Below are 23,860 nucleotides of genomic sequence, written 5' to 3' on the forward strand. Positions count from 1 at the left end.
CTGGCCGGGCCGGCAAGGCCGTGGCCGGGCGGGGCTGATGGCACCGCCGGCGGCGCCGTTGGCCTGGCGCGCCGCCATTGGCCGGGCCGTGGCGCTGATGGGGCTATGGGTCGTCGTCGGCGGCCTTGGCATCGCGCATCTGCTGGTGGGCGTGCCTGCCATCGCGGCGGCCACCATCGCCAGCCTGCGCCTGCTGCCACCCCAGCCGGCGCGGCCGCGCCCGTTGGCGCTCCTGGCGTTGCTGCCGCGCTTCTGCGTGCAATCGGCGCTGGCCGGCTGGCAGGTGGCGCGGCTGGCCTGCCATCCGGCGCTGCCGCTGCGGCCGGGCTTCGCTCCCTTCCGAGGTAGTCTGCCGGAGGGGCTCGGCCGGGATGGCTTCCTCGCCTGGTCCAGCACGATGCCGGGCACCGTGCCGGCGGGTCAGGGCGACGACGGTGCGCTGCTGGTCCATTGCCTCGACGTCCATTCCCCGCCCGCGCCGGCAATGGCGGCGGATGAGGCGCGCTTCGCCCACGCATTGGGGCTGGAAGCAAAACATGGCTGAGTTCCTGCTCTTCATGGCCGCCTGCGTGCTGCTGTCGGTGCTGTGTGGGCTGGCACGGGTGCTGCGCGGGCCGAAGGATGCGGACCGGATGATGGCGGTGCAGCTGGTCGGCAGCGGCAGCATCGCCGCCTTGCTGCTGCTGGCATCGGCTTTGGGCGACGCCGCGGCCGTCGACGTCGCACTGTGCCTGGCGCTGGTCGCGGCCTTCGCCGCGGTCGCCTTCGCGCTCGGCCTGCGGCAGGGGGCGGGGGAATGAGCGCGGTGCTCGACCTGTTCAGCGTTCTCGCGGTGCTGGGCGGCTGCTTCTTCTTCGTCGCCGGCACGCTGGGGCTGTTGCGCTTTCCGGACACGTTGAGCCGGCTGCATGCGCTGACCAAGGCGGATAATCTCGGCCTCGGGTTGATTGTGCTGGGGCTGCTGCCGCGTGCCGGCAGCGTGCTGGGCGGCCTCAAGCTCGTGCTGGCCTGGGCGTTGGTGCTGCTGGCCGGTGCCGCCGTCTCCCAGGTCATCGCCCGGCTGGCGCGGCGGGAAGGTTCGGCGCCATGAGTGGCGCGTGGCTGCTGGATGGCGTGCTGCTGCTGGCGGTGCCGGCCATCGCCCTGGCCTCTCTGTTGTCGCGGCGGATATTGCCGGCGCTGGCCGCCTTCGTCGCCTATGGGTTGCTGCTGGCACTGGTGTGGATGCGCCTTGGCGCCCCCGATGTCGCGTTGACCGAGGCGGCGGTGGGCGGCGGCGTCACCGGCGTGCTGCTGATCGGCGCCGCCGCGCGGTTGCGGATGCCGGAGGCGGAGGCACCGCCCGGCTGGCCGTTGCGCCTGCTGACCGCGCTGCTCTCCCTTGGCATCACCGCCGGGCTGGCCGTGGCGGTGCTGGCCCTGCCGGAACCGGCGCCAAGCCTTGCCCCGCAGGCGGCGGCGCAACTGGCGGCCACGCAGCTCGGCAACCCCGTGGCCGGGGTGCTGCTGGCCTTCCGCGCCATCGATACGCTGCTGGAAGCCGTGGTGCTGGTTATTGCCGTCATCGGCATCTGGGGCATGGCGCCGGATGGGGCGTGGGGTGGCCGGCCGGGGCCGGAACAACTCCGGCTGGCGGAGGGCCCGGTGGTCCTTCTGGCCATGCTGCTGCCGCCCATCGGCATCGTATTCGGCATTTACCTGGCCTGGGTGGGCGCGGATGCGCCTGGCGGCGCCTTCCAGGGCGGTAGCATCCTGGCGGCGATGTGGATTCTGGCCTGGCTGGCCGGGCTGGTGCGGCCGCCCCGCATCGACAGCCTGGCCCTGCGACTGCTGGTGGTGGCCGGGCCGGCACTGTTCATGCTGGTGGGGCTGGCCGGCTTCGTCGTCGCCGACGGCTTCATGGCGTATCCGGCAGCCTGGACCAAGCCGGTGATCCTGCTGGTGGAGGCGGCGCTGACGCTCTCCATCGCCGTGGCGCTATGCCTGCTCGTCGCCGGCTGGCCCATGCGGCGGGCGCGCGCGTGAGCACGGCCAGCGCCTATGGCCTGCTGGGCGCCGTACTCGTCGGGCTCGGCCTGTACGGGGTGGTGCTGCAGGCGGAACCGTTGCGCCGTATCCTGGCGTTCAACCTGCTGGGCGGCGGCATCTTCCTGCTGTTCGGCGTGATGGCGCGGCGGGGCGCCGGTGCCGGCTTCAGCGGCGACCCGGTACCGCAGGCCATCGTCATCACCGGCATCGTCGTCGCCTTCGCCGCGACGGCGCTGGCCGTGCACCTGTTGCTGCGGCTGCAGGTGGCGCGCGACGTGCCGGCGCCGCCGGAGGAGCCGCGGGCATGATGCTGGGCACGACGCCCGGTGGTGGCCTGCTGGCCTTCGCCCTGGCCTTGCCGGTGCTGGCCATGCTGCTGGCCTTCGTCGCCGGTGGGCGGCAGGCTGGCCGCATCGCCCTGGCGGCGCTGCTGGCGGGGCTGGTTCTGTCGCTCGCCGTCGCCACGGGCGTGCTGCGGGGCGGGGAGGCATTGGTCCTCACTCTGGGCGGCTGGGCGCCGCCGCTGGGCGTAGCGCTGCGGGCGGATGGGATCTCCGCCGTCATGCTGCTGACGACCTCGGTGGTCATGGTGGGGACGGCGCTGTTCGCCTTCACCTCGTATTCCGGCGACAGGGGCGAGAGCCGGGCGTCGCTGGTGTTCTGGACGCTGCTGCTGGGCCTGTGGGGTGCGATGAACGCCGTGCTGCTGGGCAACGACCTGTTCAACCTCTACGTGGCGCTGGAATTGCTGACCTTCGCGGCGATGCCGCTGGTCTGCCTGGATGGCCGGGCGGAAACGCTGGCCGCCGCACTGCGCTACCTGTTCTTCGCGCTGCTGGGTTCGCTGCTGTACCTGCTGGGCGTGGCGCTGCTGTACGGCGCCTACGGCACGCTGGATATCGTGCTGCTCTCCCGCCTCACGCGTGCCGATGCGCCCACGCTGGTCGCGGCGGCGCTGATGACGGCGGGGCTGCTGGCGAAGACGGCACTGTTCCCGCTGCATCTGTGGCTGCCGGGCGCCCATGCCGGCGCCCCGGCCGCGGCCAGCGCCGTGCTGTCCGCCCTGGTGGTGAAGGCGCCGTTCTTCCTGGTGCTGCGGCTGTGGTTCGATGTGATGCCGGAGCTGGCGACAGGGCTGGCGCCGCAGATCCTGGCCGGGCTCGGCGCGCTGGCTATCCTGTTTGGCAGCGCGCTGGCGTTGCGGCAGGCGCGGCTGAAGCTGCTGGTGGCGTACTCCACCGTGGCGCAGATCGGCTACCTGTTCCTGATGTTCCCACTGGCCGGCGCGGCTGGGGCCACCCTGGCGGGTGCCTGGACCGGCGGCATGCTGCAGGCCGTTTCCCACGCGCTGGCCAAGGCCGCGATGTTCCTCGGCGCCGGGCTGATCGCGGAAGCGCTGGGACATGACCGGCTGCGCGACCTGGGCGGCGCCGCGCGGCTGCTGCCGATGACGGTGGTGGCTTTCGGGTTGGGCGGATTGTCCCTGATGGGCCTGCCGCCCAGCGGCGGCTTCGTGGCGAAGTGGCTGCTGCTGAATGCCGCGATTGAAACCCAGCAATGGTGGTGGGGGCTGGTGCTGCTCTCTGGCGGGTTGCTCACCGGCGGCTATGTCTTCCGCGTGCTTTCCGCCAGCATGGCCGGGCCAGCGGCTGCGGCGGTGGCCGTGGTGTCGCCGGGCCGGCAGGCGGTGGTGCTGGTGCTGGCCATCCTTTCCGTGGTGCTGGGGCTGCTGCCGCTCGCCTCCTTTGGCCTGGTGCAGATCGGGCGGTTGGCGCCATGACCGGCATGCTGCTGCTGGCGACGCCGTTACTGCCGATGGCGATGGCGATGGCCTGCGTCTCCGCCACGCTGCGGACGCGGATGATGGAGTGGCTGGTGCTGGCGCCCTTGCCGGGCCTGGCTGCCGCGTTGCTGGCCGTCGGCGGCCCACCGCTGGTGCTGGACGCCGATGGCGCCCGCTTCACGCTGGAGCTGAGCCCACCGGCCGCCATGCTGCTGGGCGCCACGGCGCTGCTGTGGAGCCTCGCTGGCGCCTATGCCGCCACCTATCTGCGGGATGATCCCGCCAAGGGGCGCTTCGCGGTGTCCTGGCTGCTGACGCTGGCCGGCAGCCTCGGCGTCTTCCTGGCGGACGACCTCGCCACCTTCTACCTCGCCTTCGCGCTGGTCAGCCTGGCCGCCTATGGGCTGGTGGTGCAGGACGGCACGAAGCGGGCGCACCGGGCCGGGGTCATCTACCTCGTCCTCGCGGTGCTGGGCGAGATCTGCCTGCTGCTGGCCTTCGCGCTGCTGCACGCGGCGACTTCGGGGGACAGCCTGGCCATCCGCGATGCCGTGGCCGCCTTGCCGACGGCGCCCGCGCGGCCGTGGATCGTGACCTTGCTGATCCTGGGCTTCGGCTTGAAGGCCGGGTTGGTGCCGCTGCATGTCTGGCTGCCGCTGGCGCATCCGGCGGCGCCGATGCCGGCCTCGGCCGTGCTCAGCGGCGCCATCGTGAAGGCCGGCATCATTGGCCTGATCCGCTTCCTGCCCTTCGGCGAGAATCTGCCGGGCTGGGGCGAGGTGCTGGCGGCGATGGGCCTGTTCACTGCCTTCTACGGCGTTGCCATCGGCATCACCCAGGCCAATCCGAAGACCGTGTTGGCTTATTCCAGCGTCAGCCAGATGGGCGTCACCGTGGCGTTGTTGGGCCTGGCCTTGGCGGGCGGGCAGGTAGGCTGGGTCCGGCTGGCGGCCTTCTACGCGGTGCACCACGTGCTGGCGAAAGGGGCGATGTTCCTGGCGGTCGGTGTAGTCGCCGGCTGCGGCGGGACGCGGCTGCGTTGGGTGCTGCTGCCGGTGGGGTTGCTGGTGCTGGCCTTCGGCGGCCTGCCGTTGACCGGCGGCGGCGTGGCGAAGTTGGCGGTGAAAGATGTGTTCGCCGGCCCCTGGCTCGGTGCGCTGTCCAGCCTTTCGGCCGTGGGGACCACGGTGCTGATGGTGCATTTCCTGCTGCGGTTGCAGCTCCTGGGGTCGGGACAACCGCAGGAACGACCGGCGCCGGGGCTGGTATGGCCGTTTCTGACGCTGGCGGCGGCGGCGCTGCTGGGGCCATGGGCCCTGTATCTGGGCACCGGTATCGGCAGCCTGGAAAAGGCGCTCGGGGGCGCGGAGCTGTGGGCTGGTGTTTGGCCGGTCCTGCTCGGCCTGGTGCTGGCGCTGGGCCTGCACCGGTGGGGCTGGCGGCTGCCGGCGGTGCCGGAGGGCGATGTGCTGGTGCTCACCCGCCGCGCGCCGGCTTTGCTCTCCGCCTGCGGCGACCGGCTGGAACGTGGGGAAGTTGTGCTGCGCCAGTGGCCCGTGGCGGCCTCCGCCCTGCTCGGGCTGGCGGTGCTGCTGGTGCTGGCGATGTGGCAGGCCGCGTGACCGCACGCGGCCGCCCGATATCAGCGCCGCGACGGCAGCGCGGCTGGGGTGAAGCCCGGCGGCGCATCCACCCACGGGTTGCCCTCCCGCGCCCGCTGGTAGCCGTGGTCGAACAGCGCGCGCATGTATTCAGTGTCGAAGGCTTCTGGGCGGTCCTGGCCGAAGGCGCCATCGATATAGGCCAGCTTGAAGCGCACGCCATCCCGCTGCGACGTCAGGAAGATGCGGACCACGTCGTTCAGCCCGCTGAAATAGATCGAGGTAGCGATCGACCGGCGGGAAATGGCGAAGAGATGCCGGGTGGTGGTGGCCCATTCCGGGTCCATCCGCGCATTGCGGATCAGGTAGGCCGTGCGGTCCCGCCGGATGACGCCGTCCAGCGCGCTGTAGGAGAGATCCAGCGACGCCGGGTAGAGGAACATCTGCGAGGCGGCGCCGCCATCGACATGCATTTCCTGATAACGCTGACCATCGATCTCCACATCGGTGAATACTGGCGGGAAAGCGCCGGGGATGGAGGCCGAGGCCAGCAGGATCTTGCGGAACAGGCCGATCGCTTCCGGATGCCCGCTGGCGGCGATGGCACCGATGTTCCACACCACCGGGCGCTGCATGTCCAGATTGGTGGTGCCGATCAGCAGCAGGCGGCCACGGCGGTACTCGGCCGCGATGGCGTGCATCATATCTTCATTCACGTGACGCTCGATCAGCCGGAACAATGGCCCGGTATCCGCCAGGGAATCGCCGAACAGCAGCGCGCCGGCGAAGCGGCGCAGCAGCAGGATGTCCGGCGGTGCGACCGCGGTGAACACTTCCTTCAGCTGCGCGTCATAGGCCGGGCCGAGAAAGGCGAAGGGCGCGGTCAGCGCCCCGGCGGAGACCCCAGTCACCACCCGGAATTCCGGCCGGCGGCCCGAGGCGGTCCAGCCGACCAGCAGCCCGGCCCCGAAGGCGCCATTGTCGCCGCCGCCGGAGATGGCGAGATAGTTGGCGGGTGGCCGGTTCAGCAACTGCTCCGGCGGCAAGGTCACGGCCTCGCGCGCCGCAGCATCTTGAATTTCGCGCAACAGGCCGCTGGACCCACGATCGATCCAGAACCGGGCATTGGGAATGCCGAGGATTTGCGCCTGTTCGCTCTGCTCCGCCGGCGGCGCGGGGAAGCGCGCCAGCGAGCAGGCGGGCAGTGCCAGTGCCACCAGCAGCAGGCATGCCCGGCGGAAACGGATTCGATGGTTCAACGCACTCTCCTCGGGCCGCGTGGGCGCGCTTGCACGATAGCCGCGCATGCGCTGCCGTGAACCGGCTAAACGCGCGCCGGTCCGCATTACGCCGAAAGATCATGGTGCGCTGCGGGAAGATTTGGTTTTGAATGGATCGCGCGGCATTCCCGCACGGTCAGGACCCAGCGCCCTTCAATCGCTTCATGCAGGAGTATGCATGGCATGACGACACCGCCCCGTTCCCGTCCGAAGCCCGTGCCGGATGCCGCCACCACCAAACCAACGGCGCCAAGAGCAGACGGGCCGCTGCTGATCGACCTCGCCCTGCAAGGTGGTGGCTCGCATGGCGCCTTCACCTGGGGGGTGCTGGACCGCCTGCTGCAGGATAGCCGCTTCCAGATCGAGGCGATCTCCGGCACCTCCGCCGGGGCGATGAACGCGGCGGTGCTGGCGGATGGCTTTGCCGCCGGCGGTGTCGATGGCGCGCGGCAGGCGCTGGAGAATTTCTGGCGCAAGGTTTCCCGCGCGGCGGAGATGAGCCCGCTGAAGCGTGGGCCACTGGACGTACTGCTGGGCACCTGGTCGTTGGACAATTCGCCGGCCTATGTGGCGATGGACATGATGACCCGGCTGTTCTCCCCTTACGACATGCCCTTCGCGCCGCCGAACCCCTTGAAGGAGATCCTGGCGCAGACGGTGGATTTCCAGCGGCTGGCCAGCGCGCCGGTGAAGCTGTTCATCACCGCGACCAATGTGCGGACCGGGCGCGGCCGCGTCTTCCGCAACAACGAGTTGACGCCGGACGTGCTGCTGGCCTCCGCCTGCCTGCCGACCGTGTTCCAGGCCGTCGAGATTGAGGGCGAGGCGTATTGGGATGGCGGCTTCTCCGGCAACCCGACCATGACGCCGCTGGTGCAGGAATGCGTCTCGGACGACACCATCCTGGTCGCCATCAACCCGGTGGAACGGCCGGGCACGCCGCGCAGCGCACGCGACATCATCAACCGGCTGAACGAGGTGTCCTTCAACGCCGTGCTGCTGAAGGAGCTGCGGATGATCGCGCTGCTGCGCCAGGTGGCCGATACCGGCAATACCGAAGGCGCGCTATGGGCGGGCATGCGCATCCACTTGGTGCGCAGCGCCATGATGACGGATCTCAGTGCCTCCTCCAAGCTCAACGCGGAGTGGAGCTTCCTGACCATGCTGCGTGACGAAGGCCGCCGCAGCGCCGACGAGTTCCTCGCCAAGCATGGCGACGCCATCGGCAAGCGCTCCACCCTGCCGATCGAACAATTGCTGGCGATGGTCTGAGGCGATGGGTCTTCTCGGCATTCTCCTCGGGCTGGCGCTGCTGGTCTGGCTGGCCTTCCGTGGCTGGAGCGTCCTGCTGCTGGCGCCGCTCGCCGCGCTGATCGCCGCCGCCTTTGCCGGTGAGCCGCTGCTGGCGCACTGGACGCAGACCTTCATGGGCAGCGCGGCACGCTTCGTGGCGCAGTTCTTTCCGTTATTCCTGCTGGGCGCCGTCTTCGGCAAGCTGATGGACGATACCGGCTCCGTCACCGCCATCGCCGATTTCATGACGGAAAAGCTGGGTCAGAAGCGGGCCGTGCTGGCTGTGGTGCTGGCCGGCGCTTTGGTGACATACGGCGGCGTCAGCCTGTTCGTCGCGTTCTTCGTGTTGGCGCCGATGGCGCAGGCGCTGTTCCGCGCCGCCAACATCCCGCGCCGGCTGATGCCGGCGGCGATCACCCTCGGCACCTCGACCTTCACCATGTCGGCGCTGCCGGGCACGCCGTCCATCCAGAACGCCATTCCCATGCCGTTCTTCGGCACCACGCCGTTCGCGGCGCCAGGGTTGGGCATCCTGGCCTCCGCCATCATGCTGGGCTTTGGCCTGTGGTGGCTGCAGCGGCAGGAGCGGGTGGCGCGCGCGAAGGGGGAGGGCTTCGGCCCGGACAGCCCCGTGGCCGCCGCCGCGCTGGCCGACGATACCGTGCTGCGTGAACGTGCCAGCACCGCGCGGGAATTCGACCCCGCCGAGATCCTGCACGGCCAGCACGCGCCGACGACGCCACCGATTGCCCTCGCGGTGCTGCCGCTGGCCGTGGTGGTGCTGGTGAACCTGGTGATGTCCCTGCTGGTACTGCCGCGCCTGGATGCCGGCTTCCTGGCGGAGCCGCGCTGGGGCCAGACCTCGCTGTCCGCCGTCGGCGGCGTCTGGGCCGTCGCGACAGCGCTGGCGGCGGCCATCGTCGTGCTGATCCTGGTGAATGGCCGCCGGCTGCCCAGCCTGCGGGAGACGATGGATGCCGGTGCCAATGCCTCCGGCCTGCCGGTGCTCAGCGTCGCCAGCCTGGTCGGCTTCGGCGCCGTGGTGGCGGCGCTGCCGGCCTTCGGCCTGGTGCGGGACTGGGTGCTGGGCATCGGCGGCGGGCCGCTGGTTTCGCTGGCCGTCGCCACCAACGTGCTGGCGGCGCTGACCGGCTCGGCCTCCGGCGGCCTGACCATCGCGCTGGAAGCGTTGGGGCCAACCTTCATGGCACTGGCGCGCGACACGGGGCTGGACCCGGCGCTGCTGCACCGCGTCGCCGTGATCGGCGCCGGCACGCTGGATGGGCTACCGCATAACGGCGCGGTGGTCACCATGCTGGCCGTGTGCGGCACCACCCACCGCGAGAGCTACTGGGATATCGTCATGGTGGGGATTGTCGGCGCCCTGGTGGCCCTGGCGGTAGTGATCGTGCTTGGTAGTTCCGTCGGGTCATTCTGACGGGCGTTTGGCAACCCTGGCCGCCGTGTCTCGTGGCGGCCAGGGCTCAAGCGAGCGCCGTGCTCAGTCGTTGACGACGAGGGTGGATTTGTTGAAGGTTGCCACCCGCACGCTGCCATCGGTGACGGCATAGGCCACGGCACCACGGCCGAAATCGAGGGCCACGATGCGGTTGGCCGGGTAGCGCAGCTGCAGGTTGTTCAGCAACATCGTCTCCAGCACCTCACGCACATTGTTGGTGCCGGTCGCACGCTGCTGCACCTCGGCGCGCTTCGCGGCGGAGAGCTCCGCCAGCTCGGCCTGCTGGAATGCCTGGGATGGCTGGGATGGCTGGGCCTGGGCCAGGCTGGCCGTCGCCATGAACAGGCCCATCGCGGCAGTGGCCAGGATTGTCGTGTGCTTGAACATCGTGGTTTCTCCAGGCTTCTTTGATATGAACGGAGATCGTGGGGGTTGTGGCTCTGCGGCCACGTTGCCTCCCAGCTTGCCGCTGGCGCGGCAACCTCCCGTAGCGCTGCAACCATGAAGTGCAATTCTTGCTGTTGGTATCTGCCAGTTGTCTCACCGCATGGCGCGGCGTCCCAGAATCAGATGGGTCCGCCGTGGGCGTGGGACGCTGCGCCTATTGCTGGAACGGCATGCCGATTGTAGCCGCCGGGCACAGCGGGGACGATGCTTGAGCGCGGCGGTAGCCGAACTAGCCGACAGTGCCGCGCGCGCCATAGGGCCATCGAAGCCGTGGCGACGATCCAGCAGGATAGGAGATCCGGTTCCCATGCGGATACCACTCACTCTGTGCACGGCCATGGCCATGGCTGCCGCATGGATGCCAACGGCGCAGGCGCAGCCGGCACCAGGGCAGGTCACGACCGGTGTTCTGGCCGGCTTCTGCGGCAACTCGGCCAGCGAGGCCGAACGTGGCTTCTGCCAGGGCTTCCTGATCGGTGCGGGCCAGTACCATGTCGAGGTCTCGCGCCCCGGAGGGTCGCCGAGCGTGTTCTGCCTGCCCACGCCGGCACCGTCGCTGGAGCAGGCGCAGGCCGACTTCGTCACCTGGTCCCAGGCCCATCCGCAATATGCGGGAGATAAGGCGATCGACGGGCTGATGCGGTGGTCCGCCAACGCCTATCCCTGCCCACCACCGCCGGCGGCGCCAACGCGCCCCCGTGCCCGCCGCTGAACGGGAGATCGCGACAATGCGACGCTTGATGATCCTTCCCGTGCTGCTGCTGGGCCTCAGCGGTTGCGCAGAAACCTCGCCCACGACGCAGCGCGTCGGCGGCGGTGCCGCGGCGGGCGGGCTGGCCGGGGCGGCCATTGGCTCGCTCTCCGGCAATGCCGGCTGGGGCGCGCTGATCGGTGCTGGTGTCGGCGCGGGTGGCGGCTTCCTGTACGATCAGAGCCAGCGCAGCCGCGAGGAAGCCTACCAGCGCGGCGTTCAGTCCGGCCGCCGCTCGGCGCAGTAACCGGCGGCACCCCGCCCGGTGCCATCCGGGCGGGGTGCGTCTGCTGGCCGGTCAGAAGCCCCAGGGCAGGCCCAGCAGGTACCAGGCGGCCAGCAGCAGCGTCCAGACCACCGCCAGTACCAGCACGTAGGGCAGCATCAGCGCGATGACGGTGCCGACGCCGGCATCCTTCTGGTACTTCTGCGCGAACACCACGATCATGGCGAAATAGGCATTCAGCGGCGTGATGGCGTTCATGGGTGAATCGCCGACGCGGTAGGCGGCCAGCACGGCTTCCGGCGCCACGTTCAGCCGCATCAGCAAGGGCACGAAGACCGGGGCGAAGATGGCCCATTTCGGCACGGCGCCGGTGATGACCAGGTCCAACAGGAACACCACGAAGACGAAGCCGAGCAGCAGCCATAGCGCATCCAGCTCCGTGCGCTGCAACAGGCCGGTGAGCGAGGCGGCGGCAAGCGTGGCCAGGTTGGTGTAGTTGAGATAGGCCATGAACTGGCTGATCACCAGCAGCAGGAAGATCAGCCCGCTGAGGCTGGCGATGGCCTTGGTCGCGGCGTTGACGACATCCTGCGTGCCCCTGATGGTGCCCGCGCCCAGGCCGTAGCCGATGCCGCTGCCGAGGAAGAGCAGCGTGATAGTGACGATGAGGCTGTGCATGAATGGGGAGTCGCCCAGCAGCGCCCCGGTTTCCGGGTGCCTCAGTGGCGCGCCCGGCGGCAGCGTCATCAGAGCCAGGAACAGCAGTACCCCCACCAGCCCCAGCAGGGCGAAGCGCAATCCACGCCGTTCCTCGGCCGAGAGCGGGCCTTCGCCGGCGCCGGCCACCGGTTCGCCGTGATAGGGGCCGAGGCGTGGTTCCACCACCCGCTCCGTCACCACCGAGATCAACACGGTCAGCAACGCCACGGAGGCGATGGAGAACCACATATTGGCCGTCAGCCCGATCGAGCGCGTGGGATCCACCAGGTGGATCGCGTCGTTTGTCAGCCCGGTCAGGATACCGTCCGTCGGTACGATGAGGATATTCACCAGGAAGGCGGCAGCGACGGCGGCGAAGGCGGCGGCGAGGCCCGCCAGCGGATGCCGCCCCACGCTGGCCACGGCGGCCGCCGCCAGCGGGATCAGTACCAGGTACCCAGCATCGGCGGCGACGCTGGAGAGGATGCCGACGAAGACCAGCAGGTACATCAGCGCCCCCGGCGGCGCGATGATCACCAGCTTGCGGATCAGCGCACGGACCAGACCGGCTTCCTCGGCGATGCCGACGCCGATCATGGCGACGATGATGACGCCCACCGCCTCGAACGCCATGAAGTTGCGGACGACGCCGGTATACATGAAGCGCATGCCGTCGGCGGTCAGCAGGCTGCGCGCCGCGGTCGTCGCGGTCTCGACCGCATGGGTCTCAGGGTCGATGTAGCGGTAGGACAGGCCGGCACCCGCCATCGCCAGCAGGTGCGACAGCACGATCAGGATGGCGTTGAGCAGGACGAAGATGACCACCGGGTGCGGAACCCGGTTGCCGATCCGTTCGACCATGTCGAGAAGGGTCCGCGTCCTGTCTGCAGCCATGCGGAGTTTCTCAATATCCGGGTCGTGCCGCTCTGCCGGCGGCTCGGCGAAGGCCTTTCCGCGGTGCGCACACCCGGCCGCCATGATGGCAGGCTACGCGCCTCGCCTGTCGCTGGCATGGGCGCAGCGTCCCACCGCATAGGCCATCGGTCCCGCATGTTGGCCGCAGGGGCATGACGGGTGTTTGAAACCCGGCGGAACGGCCGTAAACTCACTGAGGTTTTCATGAACGATATGTGCGCCGGCCGCTTGCCTCCGCGCCGCGCATAGGGGCAGACCGCGATGCATCCTGAACTGTCCCCTCCATGAGGCTCGGCGGCATTTTCCCAGTCCTGCTCAGCCTCGGCGCCGGCGTGCTGGTCCTGGCCGGGCTGCACGTCGCCGCGCCGATCCTGGCGCCCGTCACCTTCGCGCTGTTTACCATCGCCCTGGTGCTGCCACTGCAGCAGGTGCTGGAACGGCGCCTGCCGCGTGCGCTCGCCATGCTGCTCACCATCCTCGCCACGGTGGCCGTGGTGGGGCTGCTGGGTAGCATGGTGGTCTGGGGGCTGACGCGGGTCGGCCACTGGCTGGTGCAGAACAGCAGCAATATCCTCGCCCTGTACGCGGCCACCACCAGCATGCTGGATGCGCGCGGGCTGGATTCCGCCGCGATGCTGGCGCAGCAATTCGATGTCTCGCTGCTGCTGCGGACGGCGCGCAGCCTGGCCGGCTACCTGCAAGGCTTCGTCAGCTTCATCGCCCTGATGGTGGTGTTCATCGTGCTCGGGTTGCTGGAAGTCGATCTCACCGTCCGGAAGCTCGCCGGTATCGGCAAGGCGGGGGAGGGGAAGGCGGTGCTGCAGGTGGCCCGCAACCTGGCCTGGAAGTTCCAGCGCTACATGCTGGTCCGCACCGCCATGAGCGTCGCCACGGGCATCTGCGTCTTCCTGTTCGCCTGGCTGTTCGGGTTGGAGCTGGCGCTGGAATGGGGGGTGCTGGCCTTCGTGCTGAACTACATCCCCTTCATCGGCCCGCTGATCGCCACCGCCTTGCCCACCCTGCTGGCGCTGGTGCAGTTCGGCTCGGTGATGACGGCGCTGTCGGTGCTCGTCGGGCTGAACGTCATCCAGAACATCATCGGCAGCTATGTGGAGCCACGGACGGCGGGTGCCGCGCTTGCGGTCTCGCCGTTCATCGTGCTGCTCTCGGTCTTCTTCTGGAGCTTCCTGTGGGGCGTCGCCGGTGCCTTCATCGGCGTGCCCATCGTCATTGCCCTGTTGACTGGCTTCGATGCGCATCCGCGCACGCGCTGGGTGGCGGTGCTGCTCTCGGGCTCCGTGCGGCCGGAGGCCAGCCATGAGGCGTAGCCTGACCCGCTGGACCAAACGGCTGATCCTCGTCCTCGCCGTCGTCGCCGCCACCCTGTTCGTGGTGCGGGTAGTGGACAGCCAGCGCGGCCCGCCGCTGGAGCTCTGGCATACCTTCGTGCCGGAGGACCTGCAGGCCGACGCCATCGACAAGCTCGACTGGAACGGCTGGATGGCGGCCGAGGCGCGGCTGTTCGACCAGGTGCGACGCGAGGTGACCGACCGGCTGGACGATGAGGAACGCCGCGCGGACAACCGCTACTTCGCCGGCAGCCCGATCAACCCCAGCCATTTCGAGCAGGATTGGAACCGGTCCTACGTCATGGAGCCGGACGGCGCCCCGCGCGGCGCCGTGGTGCTGCTGCATGGCCTGACGGATGCGCCCTACAGCCTGCGCCATGTCGCGCGGCAGTACCGCGCCCAAGGCTTCGTCGCCATCGGCCTGCGGATTCCGGCCCACGGCACCGTGCCGGCCGCGTTGACCGACACGGTGTGGGAAGACTGGCTGGCCGCCACCCGCCTCGCAGTGCGGGAAGCCCGCCGGCGCATCGGCCCGCAGCAGCCACTGCATGTCGTCGGCTTTTCCAATGGCGGGGCGCTGGCGATGAAATACGCGCTGGACGCGATCGAGAACCCGTCGCTGCCACGGCCGGACCGGCTGGTGCTGATCTCGCCGATGATCGGCATCACCGCCTTCGCCCGCTTTGCCGGGCTGGCCGCGCTGCCGGCCATCCTGCCCTCCTTCGCCAAGGCGGCCTGGCTGAGCCGGGTGCCCGAGTTCATCCCGTTCAAGTACAACTCCTTCCCGGTGAATGGCGCGCGCCAGTCCCACAGGCTGACCGTCTCGCTGCAGGCGCAGTTGCAGCGGATGGCGCAGGCGGGACAGCTTGCCACGCTGGCGCCGGTGCAGACGTTCCAGTCGGTGCTGGACTTCACCGTCAGCACCCGCGCGGTGATCAGTGCGCTCTACAACCTCCTCCCCACCAATGGCAGCGAGCTGGTGCTGTTCGACCGCAACCAGAACACCCGTCTCGGCCCCATGCTGCGCCCGGCGACGGACCTGCTGCTGGACCGCATCGTGCCGCCCGCGCCGCGCAACTGGCGCCTCTCCATCATTGCCAATACCGGCCCGGATAGCGCAGACATGGTGGAGCGGGTGACGCCAGCAGGCGAGACGACGGAGAGCGTGAAGCCGCTGCCGGGAATGGCCTACCCCCGCGACGTCTTCTCCCTCTCCCACGTTGCGCTGCCGTTCCCGCCAGGTGATTCCCTCTACGGGATCGAGCCCAACCCGGCCGAGGAATTTGGCGTCAGCCTGGGCGCCGTGGCGGCACGCGGGGAAGTGGGCGTCCTGGTCCTCAGCCCAGCGTCCCTGCTTCGCATCTCCTGGAATCCGTTCTACGGCTTCCTGATGGAGCGGGTGGGCGCGGGCATTCCTTGAGGTTCTTGGCCGTCGCTGGGCCCGTCGATTGCTTCACGATGCGACGGGTGCGCTGAGGAGCGAGGTGGAGGAAGGCCGGGGAAGGAATTCCCCGGACCCCATCTTTCGTTTGTGAGTTTTGCAGGACTGCCAGATTGACAGGTCAGCTCTTAGCGGACTTGTGCCAGCTGCGGGCCGGGTTTGGTTTTAGTGTTCGATAGCGAGCTTGATGTGCCTGGCAGTGGAGATGGGGGCATTGATGCCAACCTATGCTGGACCCCAACGCCGGGCATTGTTGTTCAACAGCCTTACTGAGCATGCAGCCCAGCCGACACGCTGGGTGCCGGTGAATCTTTCATAAGCAACCGTCTACCAGCCTGACCTCCCCCATGTAGGAAACCCCCGAGATGGGTTTCCAAAGGCCCCAGGCCTTTGGCGGGGAGAGCTTGAGAGGGGCGGCGCCCCTCTCAAACCACCAGGAAAGTCTCAGTTCTTCTCAATATTCCAGAACACCATGACCGGGGCGTTCAGCAGGCCATGGACATTGGCGCGACGGGCATAGGGCTGGTCGTACTGCCCCAGCACCCGGTAGGGCTGCACTTCGGCCAGCCGGCGATGCAGCGCTTCGGTGGCCAGCTTGCGGGCGGCCTCGTCCGGTGCATCCACCACGGCGTTGCGCAGCCGCTCGGACTCTTCGTCGCACGGCCAGCCGATCCAGGCGCGGTCGCAGGACATGTTGGTGCCCAAGTTGGTCAGTGGCGACTGCATGGTGGGGCCGGAGGAGGTGGTGATGAAGATGTTCCAGCCGCCCTGCGCCACCGGCTCCCGCTTCCGCACCCGGGCCACCGCGGTGCCCCAGTCGGCGAAGTCGGCTTCCACGTTCATGCCAATCTGCCGCAGGGCGGAGACCGCGACTTCCGCCATCCGGCCGATGGGGGCGATTTCGCTGGTGGTGTTGATCACCACGCGCTCGCCGCGATAGCCGCTTTCAGCCAGCAGGCGGCGGGCGGTGTCCAGGTTGGGGCGGGCATAGCCCTCGGCGCCGGCCTCAGTGCCGTTGGGGCTGCCGCAGATGAAGTAGGACTGGCAGCGCGCCCACCATTGCTCGTCGCCGAAGGCAGCGGCCATGAAGTCGGCCTGGTCGGTCGCATAGGCCAGGGCCAGGCGGGCGCGCGGGTCATTGAAGGGCGGCAGCAGGTGGTTGGGCCGCAGCACCGCCTGGTTGGAAAGGTTGGTCGGCCGCTCCACCCGGATGTCCCGGTTGCGGGCGACGGTGGGGATCAGATCCTGCGCCGGCTGTTCCCAGATGTCGATCTCGCCGGTCTGCAGCGCCGCCGCCGCCGTGGCGGGGTCCGGCATGATGATCCATTCCACCCGGTCCAGCTTCACGACGCGGCCGCCGGCCAGGCCGTCCGCCGGCTCGGCGCGGGGCTGGTAGTCGGGGTTGCGGTCGTAGACGATTCGGGCGCCGCTCTGCCAGTCGGCGCGGTTGAAACGGAAGGGGCCGCTGCCGATGGTCTGCGTCACCGCCGTCGTCGGGTCGGTCCGCGCATCGCTCTCCCGCATGATGGCGGGGATCTGGCCGATGGCGGAGCCCAGCGCGAAGGGCACCAGCGCGAAGGGGCGTTGCAGGCGCAGGGTGAAGCTGCGGTCGTCCGTCACCTCCAGCGCCGCCATGTATTCCTTCAGCTTGCCGCCCACCACGTCCCGCGCCATCCACCGGTGCAGGGAGGCGACGACGTCGCGCGAGGTGACCGGCTGGCCGTCATGGAAGCGCAGGCCCGGCCGCAGCGTGAAGCTCCAGCTCAGGCCATCCGGCGCCGTGGTGTAGTGTTCCACCATCTGCGGCTTGGGCTGCAGGTTGGAATCCCAGGCAAACAGCGTCTCGTAGATCGCCATGCCATGCATGCGGGTGATGACGATCGAGGCGAAGACCGGGTCCAGCGTCTTCAGATCCGCGTGCGGCGCCACCCGCAGCACGCGGGGGGAAGCGGTCTGGGCCTGCGCGCCGGGGCCGCTGAGGGCCAGCGCCAGCACCGGTGCCAGGGACGTCGCGGCGAGACATCGCCGCGCGAGACGGGAAAGGCGCATGGGGCAAACGGTCCTTCGTCCGGGATTCGCGAAGCGCAACGATACGAGGTTGCGGGGGCGTGACTAGGGCGGATCGGTTCTTCGCCTTTATTCCGGGATCAGGCGGCCCTGGCGGCGATTCAGCGAGGTGGAGCCCTCTCAAGCGCTGCCCACCAAGGCCCTGAGGCCTTCAGGAACCGACTTGGGTCGCGGAGACCAGACACGCTTCGCGTTCGAAGGGACTGTTTCGAAAGCAATGATGCACGAAACGCTGCGACGCTAGGGTAGGGAGAGGCGCCGGTGAGGTGGCACCGCGTCGCCCTGGGACGGCGCCCTCCATCCTGAACAGAGGCCGCCAGGTGAGCTGCCCGACTGGCTTTCAGAAACCAGCGCGAGCGGGACCGAGCCATGCACGGAAGCGCCTTGCCCTCTCGATTAGACATGTCAAATTAGTCGCCAGAACAGGCTTTGGCGCAAGCTTGAGCCGCAAAATATCCGGAGGACATTCCGATCATGTCGAAACAGCGTGTGGGCCGCCTGGCCCGCACCGCCGCGCGGGTGGCCTTCGCCGCCATGCTGCTGGGTGCGACCTTCCTCACCACTGCCGCGCCGGCCCAGGCGGAGACCACGCTGCGGATTGTCCTGCGGAACGATCTGGCGACGATCGACCCGGTGGCCTCCACGGCGACCTTCGCCCGCAACCACGGCTTCCTGATCTACGACCAGCTCTATGCGCTGGATTCCAAGGGCGAGCCGCAACGCCAGATGGTGGCGTCGGAAGAGGTCTCGGCTGATGGGCGCCAGTGGCGCTTCACGCTACGCGATGGCCTGCGCTTCCATGACGGCAACCCGGTGCGCGCGGCCGATGCCGTGGCCTCCATCCGCCGCTGGGCGCAGCGGGACGTGGTCGGCCGCGCGCTGGCCGCCGCCATCGGCAAGATGGAAGTGGTAGACGACAAGACTTTCACCATCGAGCTCGCACGCCCCTTCGCCCTGGTGAAGCAGGCCCTGGCCCGCCCGACCGCCAGCGCGCTCTTCATCATGCCGGAATCGGTGGCCCAGACGCCGCCAACCGAGCAACTGACCAACCCGGTCGGCTCCGGCCCCTTCATCTTCCGACGTGACCAGTGGCGGGTGGGGGACCGTGCCGTCTATGCCCGCAACCCCGACTACGTGCCGCGCGCGGAGCCGGCCGATGGCCTGGCCGGCGGCAAGATTGCCGGGGTGGACCGGATCGAGTGGATGTCCATCCCCGACCCGGCGACCGCAATGGGCGCGCTGAGCTCCGGCGAGATCGATTTCTGGGAGCTGCCCCCGGCGGATCTGATCCCGTCGCTGGAGCGGATGCGCAATGTCCGCATGGCGGCGATCGACCCGGTCGGTTCCCAGGTCTGGCTACGCATCAACCAGCAGCAGCCGCCGTTCAATGATCCGCGTGCGCGCCAGGCCCTGCTGCATGCCATCAACCAGCGGGACGTGCTGGATGCCGCCGGCGTCACCGCGGAAGACCGTGTCGAGCGCTGCAACGCCTTCTTCTACTGTGGCACGCCGCTGCAGACGGATGCGGGCGTCGAGCGCATGGAACTGCCGGATCTGCAGGCCGGCCGCAACCTGCTGCGCCAGTCCGGCTATGATGGGCGTCCGGTGGTGTTCCTGGATGCGGCCGATCTCTACACCAACCATGCGGCGACGCTGGTACTGTCCGAAGCCTTCCGCTCCATCGGCGTGAACGTGGACATGGTGACCACCGACTTCGCGACCCTGACCGCACGCCGCAACAAGCGGGAGCCGGTGGCCCAGGGTGGCTGGAACCTGTTCGTCACCGTCGGCAACGTGCTGGATGGCGGCGACCCGCTTTCCAGCCTCTACCTGGCCTCGCCCTGCGAGGGTGGCCTGGCCGGCTGGCCCTGCGATCCGAAGCTGGAGGAGCTGCGCCGCGCCTGGTACCAGGAGCAGGACGCCGCCAAGCGCCGCGCCCTGGTGGATGACATCCAGCGCCAGGCGTACCAGAGCCTGCCCTATATTCCGGCCGGGCAGTTCCGCACCCGCGCGGCCTTCCGCACCAACCTGCAGGGCATCCGCCCGACCACGGTGCCGGTGTTCTGGGGCATCACCAAGCAGGAGAATTGACGCAGCAGCGTTCTCTGTTGCCGAACGCTGAAGGGGACGGCTAGCATCGCGTGGACCGGATGAGTGGCCCACCGATGCACCCCCCTGACCTGCGCAGCCTGACGCTGTTCCTCTCGGTGTTCGAGCTGCGGAACGTCACCAAGGCCGCCGCGCGCCACCATACCGTGCCATCCTCGGTCACCAAGCGGATCCAGGACCTCGAACAGCAATACGGCGTCACGCTGTTCGAGCGGCGGGCGCGGGGCGTACTGCCCACCGACGCCGCCGAGCATCTGGCCCGGCATGCGCGGGAGGTGCTGCTGGCGCTGGACCGCTCGGCGGCGGCGATGAGTGAGTTCGCCCAGGGTGCCCGGGGCCAGGTGCATGTCGCGGCCAGCGCCTCTATCCTGATGGGCAGGCTGGCCAGCCGCATTGCCAGCTTCATTGCCGCACATCCCGCCATCCGCCTCAGCCTGGCGGAGGAGATGACGCATGCCGGTCTCTCCGCCGTGCTGGATGGCCGGGCCGACCTCGCCTTCATCTCCGGTGCTGCCGAGGTGCCGCCAGGGTTGCAGGCCACGCCCTACCCGGGCGACCGGCTGATGGTACTGGTGCCGCCCGGCCATGCCCTGTGGGGCCGTAGCCAGGTCGGGTTCGCCGAGACGCTGGACTTTCCCCATCTCGGCATCGGCACGATGAGCAGCGTGTCCCTGCAACTGGGACGGCAGGCCGAGGCGCTGGGCCGCGCCATCGACACACGGCTGCGGGTCTCCACGGCCGACGTGGCGCGGCAACTGGTGGCGCACGGCCTGGGCATCGCCATCCTGCCGGACGGCATGACCCAGCCGTTCGAGGCGGTGCTGGGCATCCGCGGCATCCCGCTCTCCGACCCCTGGGCCGAGCGGCAGGCCCGCATCTGCTACCGGGAGGCGGCAGGGCTGACCGTGGCCGCGCGCCTGTTCCTGGCCCACGCGACGCAACCCGCAGCCGCCCCCTGACCGGCCAGAGGGTGATGGCGGGAGGCGGGACCGCCGAAAAGCCTGGTCCACGCGATCAGACAGAGACGCGGAGCATGGGCTGCGGAGAACGATAACCCATCATGGTCCAGCGTTTCCGTACCGAGAACGCAGGCCTTCCCACTCTGAAATGGCGCGCCGGCGTCGTCCGCCCGATGACGCATGGAGCGGCAAGGGAACAGGGCGGATGAGCGGGCAGGCGGCAGGGTATTCCGAGGCGCAGATCAGGCTGGCCGTCTGGGGTGTCTCGGTCGGCGTGTTCCTCTCGGCCCTGGACCAGACCATCGTGGTGCCGGCGGTCCCGGCCATCGCGGCGACGCTGGGGCAGGCGGGCGGCGATATCGCCTGGATCATCGCGGCCTACCTGCTGGCGGCGACGGCGGCCACGCCGGTTATCGGCAAGCTCAGCGACCTGCATGGGCGGCGCCGCGTGCTTCTGGCCTCCATCGTGGTCTTCACCATAGCCTCGGTGCTCTGCGCCGTGGCGCAGACGCTGTGGCAGCTGGTCGGGTTCCGCGCCCTTCAGGGCATCGGCGGGGCCGGACTGATGGTGATGGCGCATGCCACGTTGGGGGACATGGTGCCGCCGCGGGAGCGCGGGCGCTACCAGGTCTATCTCAGCGGCATGTGGGGCATTGCCAGCATCGCCGGGCCGCTGGGCGGTGGGCTGCTGACCGAATGGGTGTCCTGGCGTATGATCTTCTGGGTCAATCTGCCGCTCGGCATCCTGGCATTGCTGCTGTGCCAGCGGGCATTGCGGGTGCTGCCGGCGCGGCGTGCGGCCGGTGCGCGCATCGACGCGGCGGGCTGCGTGCTGATGACGCTGGCGGTGCTGGCTTGGCTGATTTGGCTGGGGCGGGCCGGGGCGATGCATCCACTGACTTCGGCGCCGATGCTGGGGCTGGCGGGCGCCGGCGTCCTGCTGCTGGCGGCGCTGGCGTGGCAGGCACGGCGGGCGGCGGACCCGCTGGTGCCACCGCGCCTGTTGTGGGACCGCGTGCTGGCCACCGGCTTCGCCCTCTCCTTCGCCAATGCGGTGCTGACTTTCGCCGCGATGTTCCTGCTGCCGCTGTGGTTCCAGATGGTCCGGCAGGCGGGCGCGACGATGGCGGGCGTGATGCTGGTGCCCTTCCTGCTGGGCTTCGTGATGTTCAGCTTCATCGGCGGCACCGTGGCGCGCTGGCTGGGCCGGGTGCGGCTGCTGATGGTGGTGGCGATGCTGCTCTGCGCGGCGGGGCTGGCCGGGTTGGCGGCGATGGGGGCGGCGACCGGCACGGCGCCGGTGGCCTTGTGCATGGTGCTGCTGGGCGCGGGTATCGGGCTGGTGCAGCCGGCTATCACCGTGGCCATCATGAACGCAGCGGAACCGCGCGATATCGGCGTGGCCAGCAGCACCATGCTGCTCTGCCGCTCGCTCGGCGGCGCCTTCGGGGCGGCCTGCGCCAGCGCGGTGTTGCTGGGCCACTTGCTGGCAACATGGCCGGGCGGGGCGGCGGCGGCCCCGCATGGCGAGGCAGCGCTGTCTGGCCTGGCCGCCTTGTCGCAGGGCGAAGGTGCCGCCGCCCTGGCGATGCGGGACATGCTGACGGGCAATTTCTCCTTCGCCTTCCTTGCCTGCGCCGGGTTGGCGGCGGCGGCGGCGCTGCTGGCCGCGAGCATTCCCGATCGTCCGCTGCGCGCCGCGCTGCCGGCTCAGCCGGCGCCGGTCTCCACCGGCATGCCCAACAACAGGTAGGACAGGGTCTTGCCGTGCCCATCCAGGTTCAGCGCACCGTTGACGCCGCCTTGCAGCACGTCCTCGATGACGAAGTTGAAGGCCCGCAGGCCGGGCAGGTCATGCCGCCGCACGGCAGTGGCCCCGCGATGCGCGAACAGTGCCAGCACCCGGGCTTCCGTCACTTCCCGCGCCAGCAGCGGCCAGTCTTGCTCCCGATGGGCGACGAGGGCCAGGTTCAACCGGTTGCCTTTATCGCCGGCCCGGGCATGCGCCAGGCGGTGCAGCGGGACGGTGCTCATGCCGCATCCTCCAGCGAGAGCAAGGTGACGCGCGGCGCCAGGCGGCCGCGAGGCACGAGGAAGGAGAGAGTGCGGATACGGTCGGTGACGCGGGTGCGGACGCCGCCGCCGCCCGCCGGGCCGCAGCAATAGAGCGATAGCACCTCCCGCGCCGCCCGCTCCGCCGCCGCGCGGCTGTCGCTGGCGAAGGCGAGGCGCAGGCGGATATCCTGCGGCACTTCGGCATCCACGGACGCGAATCCATCGTCCTTGTCGTCGCCGCCAAAGACGCTGACGACGCCGATCAGGTCCAGCCGGGATTTCCCGTCCAGGCCCAGCAGCCGCAGCCGCTCCAGCAACGTGCGGCCGGCCAGTTCGGCACGGGCGCGGGCATTGGGGCCGGCATAGGAGATCTCGCCCTCGCCCAGCCAGCCGCCGGGCAGGCTGACCGTCGCCTTCAGTCGCTCCGGCCGCGCCCGTCCCCGGGCGCCGTGCAGGCGCACGCGATCCGGCGCTTCCTCGGTGATCGTCACGCCAGTGATGTCCATCACCACATCCGGCGTCAGGTAGGCGCCTGGGTCGTGCAGTTCGTACAGCAATTGCTCGGTCACGCTGCGCCGGTCCACCCGGCCGCCGGTGCCGGCGGGCTTGGTGATCAGCACCGCGCCATCCGCACCGATCTCGGCGATAGGAAAGCCCAGCGTCGCCATGCCCAGCGCGTCGTCCGGGATATCCTTGATGCCAGGATCGGCAAAGTAGCCGCCCGTGACCTGGGAGCCGCATTCCAGCAGATGACCTGCCATGGTGCCGGCGGCCAGCCGGTCCCAATCCGCCTCGTCCCAGCCGAAATGCGCCAGCATCGGCCCCAGCGCCAAGGCGGGGTCGGAGCAGCGGCCGGTGATCACCACCTCGGCGCCCTGGCGCAACGCCTCGGCGATCGGCGCGGCGCCGAGATAGACATTGGCGGCGATGACCCGGTCCGGTTCCAGCACCGCGCCGGCATCGCCTTCCCACGGGTCCAGGTCGTCCAGTGCGTCGGTGCCGCGGATGTCGTCGCCTTCCACCACGCCGATGCGCAGGCCGGTCAAGCCCAGCTGCCGCGCCAGGCCCAGCACCGCGTGCGCGGCCGCACGCGGGTTGGCGGCGCCGCCATTGGTGACGATGGGGATACCGGCGGCGACGCAACGCTGCAGGATGGGGCTCAGCAATTCCAGCAGGGCGGGCTCGTAGCCGGCCTCCGGCTTCTGCCGCCGTTCCCGCTGCGCCAGCGCCAGGGTGCGTTCGCCCAGCACTTCCAGCATCAGCGCGGCGGGGCCACCCGCGGCGATCAATGCGTCAGCCACCGGCCCCGGCGCATCCAGCCGGTCGCCGGAAAAGCCGGAGCCGCAGCCGATGCGCAGCAGGGCGGTAGGATCGGAACCTAGCGGCATGGTCACTCCA

The 23,860-nt window shown here is 69.6% G+C and carries 22 protein-coding genes; 16 read left to right on the plus strand and 6 right to left on the minus strand.

Annotated elements, in window-relative coordinates; translation table 11 throughout:
* From IBL26_RS04430 to IBL26_RS04460, 7 genes are all read left to right on the plus strand, one after another.
* On the plus strand, positions 1-544 hold a 544-nt coding region (locus tag IBL26_RS04430; protein ID WP_187783254.1), incomplete at its 5' end, for a Na+/H+ antiporter subunit E.
* The gene (locus tag IBL26_RS04435) at positions 537-800 is read left to right on the plus strand and encodes a monovalent cation/H+ antiporter complex subunit F (RefSeq protein WP_187783255.1); all 264 of its coding nucleotides are present in this window, start codon (positions 537-539) and stop codon (positions 798-800) included. The genes IBL26_RS04430 and IBL26_RS04435, both read left to right, overlap by 8 nt.
* The gene (locus IBL26_RS04440) at positions 797-1,090 is read left to right on the plus strand and encodes a monovalent cation/H(+) antiporter subunit G (protein ID WP_187783256.1); all 294 of its coding nucleotides are present in this window, start codon (positions 797-799) and stop codon (positions 1,088-1,090) included. The genes IBL26_RS04435 and IBL26_RS04440 overlap by 4 nt, the downstream gene beginning before the upstream one ends.
* Entirely contained in the window at positions 1,087-2,025 is a 939-nt protein-coding gene (locus tag IBL26_RS04445) for a hydrogenase subunit MbhD domain-containing protein (protein ID WP_187783257.1), read from the plus strand. Before IBL26_RS04440 ends, IBL26_RS04445 begins: the two co-directional genes overlap by 4 nt.
* Positions 2,022-2,336: an NADH-quinone oxidoreductase subunit K gene (locus IBL26_RS04450; RefSeq protein WP_187783258.1), complete on the plus strand. Its 315-nt coding sequence runs from the start codon at positions 2,022-2,024 to the stop codon at positions 2,334-2,336. The genes IBL26_RS04445 and IBL26_RS04450 overlap by 4 nt, the downstream gene beginning before the upstream one ends.
* Positions 2,333-3,808 carry a complex I subunit 5 family protein gene (locus IBL26_RS04455; protein WP_206684138.1) on the plus strand — a complete coding sequence of 492 codons (1,476 nt, stop codon included), beginning with the start codon at positions 2,333-2,335 and terminating at the stop codon, positions 3,806-3,808. Before IBL26_RS04450 ends, IBL26_RS04455 begins: the two co-directional genes overlap by 4 nt.
* Entirely contained in the window at positions 3,805-5,433 is a 1,629-nt protein-coding gene (locus IBL26_RS04460; RefSeq protein ID WP_187783259.1) for a complex I subunit 5 family protein, read from the plus strand. Before IBL26_RS04455 ends, IBL26_RS04460 begins: the two co-directional genes overlap by 4 nt.
* Positions 5,434-5,453: 20 nt before the next feature.
* On the opposite strand, the gene IBL26_RS04465 is transcribed toward IBL26_RS04460, so the two are convergent.
* Positions 5,454-6,671 carry a patatin-like phospholipase family protein gene (locus IBL26_RS04465; protein WP_187783260.1) on the minus strand — a complete coding sequence of 406 codons (1,218 nt, stop codon included), beginning with the start codon at positions 6,669-6,671 and terminating at the stop codon, positions 5,454-5,456.
* 204 nt (positions 6,672-6,875) lie between these two features.
* Here IBL26_RS04465 and IBL26_RS04470 point away from each other — a divergent pair, with 204 nt between their 5' ends.
* Together IBL26_RS04470 and IBL26_RS04475 are read left to right on the plus strand one after the other, a co-directional pair.
* Positions 6,876-7,964, plus strand: a complete 1,089-nt coding sequence (locus IBL26_RS04470; RefSeq protein ID WP_187783261.1) for a patatin-like phospholipase family protein — start codon at positions 6,876-6,878, stop codon at positions 7,962-7,964.
* A 4-nt stretch (positions 7,965-7,968) separates the two neighbouring features.
* Positions 7,969-9,423: a GntP family permease gene (locus IBL26_RS04475; RefSeq protein WP_187783262.1), complete on the plus strand. Its 1,455-nt coding sequence runs from the start codon at positions 7,969-7,971 to the stop codon at positions 9,421-9,423.
* 63 nt (positions 9,424-9,486) lie between these two features.
* On the opposite strand, the gene IBL26_RS04480 is transcribed toward IBL26_RS04475, so the two are convergent.
* The gene (locus tag IBL26_RS04480; RefSeq protein WP_187783263.1) at positions 9,487-9,831 is read right to left on the minus strand and encodes a hypothetical protein; all 345 of its coding nucleotides are present in this window, start codon (positions 9,829-9,831) and stop codon (positions 9,487-9,489) included.
* 367 nt (positions 9,832-10,198) lie between these two features.
* Between IBL26_RS04480 and IBL26_RS04485 the strand changes: the two genes are divergently transcribed.
* Both IBL26_RS04485 and IBL26_RS04490 read left to right on the plus strand, forming a co-directional pair.
* Positions 10,199-10,603, plus strand: a complete 405-nt coding sequence (locus IBL26_RS04485; protein WP_187783264.1) for a Rap1a/Tai family immunity protein — start codon at positions 10,199-10,201, stop codon at positions 10,601-10,603.
* Between the two features lie 16 nt (positions 10,604-10,619).
* Positions 10,620-10,889 (plus strand): glycine zipper domain-containing protein, encoded by a 270-nt coding sequence (locus tag IBL26_RS04490; RefSeq protein WP_187783265.1) that lies wholly within the window; start codon positions 10,620-10,622, stop codon positions 10,887-10,889.
* A 51-nt stretch (positions 10,890-10,940) separates the two neighbouring features.
* On the opposite strand, the gene IBL26_RS04495 is transcribed toward IBL26_RS04490, so the two are convergent.
* On the minus strand, positions 10,941-12,461 hold the full coding sequence (locus IBL26_RS04495) for an AbgT family transporter (protein WP_187783266.1): 1,521 nt from the start codon (positions 12,459-12,461) through the stop codon (positions 10,941-10,943).
* Positions 12,462-12,766: 305 nt separating this feature from the next.
* Between IBL26_RS04495 and IBL26_RS04500 the strand changes: the two genes are divergently transcribed.
* Positions 12,767-13,810 (plus strand): AI-2E family transporter, encoded by a 1,044-nt coding sequence (locus tag IBL26_RS04500; RefSeq protein WP_187783267.1) that lies wholly within the window; start codon positions 12,767-12,769, stop codon positions 13,808-13,810.
* Positions 13,800-15,251: an alpha/beta hydrolase gene (locus IBL26_RS04505; protein ID WP_187783268.1), complete on the plus strand. Its 1,452-nt coding sequence runs from the start codon at positions 13,800-13,802 to the stop codon at positions 15,249-15,251. The genes IBL26_RS04500 and IBL26_RS04505 overlap by 11 nt, the downstream gene beginning before the upstream one ends.
* Positions 15,252-15,716: 465 nt before the next feature.
* Here the strand turns inward: IBL26_RS04505 and IBL26_RS04510 are convergent, their stop codons facing one another.
* A complete protein-coding gene (locus IBL26_RS04510; RefSeq protein WP_187783269.1) occupies positions 15,717-17,321 on the minus strand; it encodes an ABC transporter substrate-binding protein in 1,605 nt (534 codons plus the stop codon).
* Between the two features lie 492 nt (positions 17,322-17,813).
* Here IBL26_RS04510 and IBL26_RS04515 point away from each other — a divergent pair, with 492 nt between their 5' ends.
* The 3 genes from IBL26_RS04515 to IBL26_RS04525 all read left to right on the plus strand — a co-directional run bounded on the left by IBL26_RS04515 (position 17,814) and on the right by IBL26_RS04525 (position 22,160).
* Positions 17,814-19,430: an ABC transporter substrate-binding protein gene (locus IBL26_RS04515; protein WP_187783270.1), complete on the plus strand. Its 1,617-nt coding sequence runs from the start codon at positions 17,814-17,816 to the stop codon at positions 19,428-19,430.
* A gap of 74 nt (positions 19,431-19,504) precedes the next feature.
* On the plus strand, positions 19,505-20,407 hold the full coding sequence (locus IBL26_RS04520; protein WP_187783271.1) for a LysR substrate-binding domain-containing protein: 903 nt from the start codon (positions 19,505-19,507) through the stop codon (positions 20,405-20,407).
* Positions 20,408-20,612: 205 nt separating this feature from the next.
* Positions 20,613-22,160, plus strand: coding sequence for an MFS transporter (locus tag IBL26_RS04525; RefSeq protein WP_187783272.1), 1,548 nt, complete (start codon positions 20,613-20,615; stop codon positions 22,158-22,160).
* On the opposite strand, the gene IBL26_RS04530 is transcribed toward IBL26_RS04525, so the two are convergent.
* Both IBL26_RS04530 and IBL26_RS04535 read right to left on the minus strand, forming a co-directional pair.
* Positions 22,118-22,441 (minus strand): AtuA-related protein, encoded by a 324-nt coding sequence (locus IBL26_RS04530; protein WP_187783273.1) that lies wholly within the window; start codon positions 22,439-22,441, stop codon positions 22,118-22,120. The two genes, IBL26_RS04525 and IBL26_RS04530, sit on opposite strands and share 43 nt — an antisense overlap.
* The gene (locus tag IBL26_RS04535; RefSeq protein ID WP_187783274.1) at positions 22,438-23,850 is read right to left on the minus strand and encodes an acyclic terpene utilization AtuA family protein; all 1,413 of its coding nucleotides are present in this window, start codon (positions 23,848-23,850) and stop codon (positions 22,438-22,440) included. Before IBL26_RS04535 ends, IBL26_RS04530 begins: the two co-directional genes overlap by 4 nt.
* Between the last annotated feature and the right edge of the window lie 10 nt (positions 23,851-23,860).

This window comes from Teichococcus aerophilus, assembly GCF_014490485.1.
GTDB lineage: Bacteria > Pseudomonadota > Alphaproteobacteria > Acetobacterales > Acetobacteraceae > Pseudoroseomonas > Pseudoroseomonas aerophila.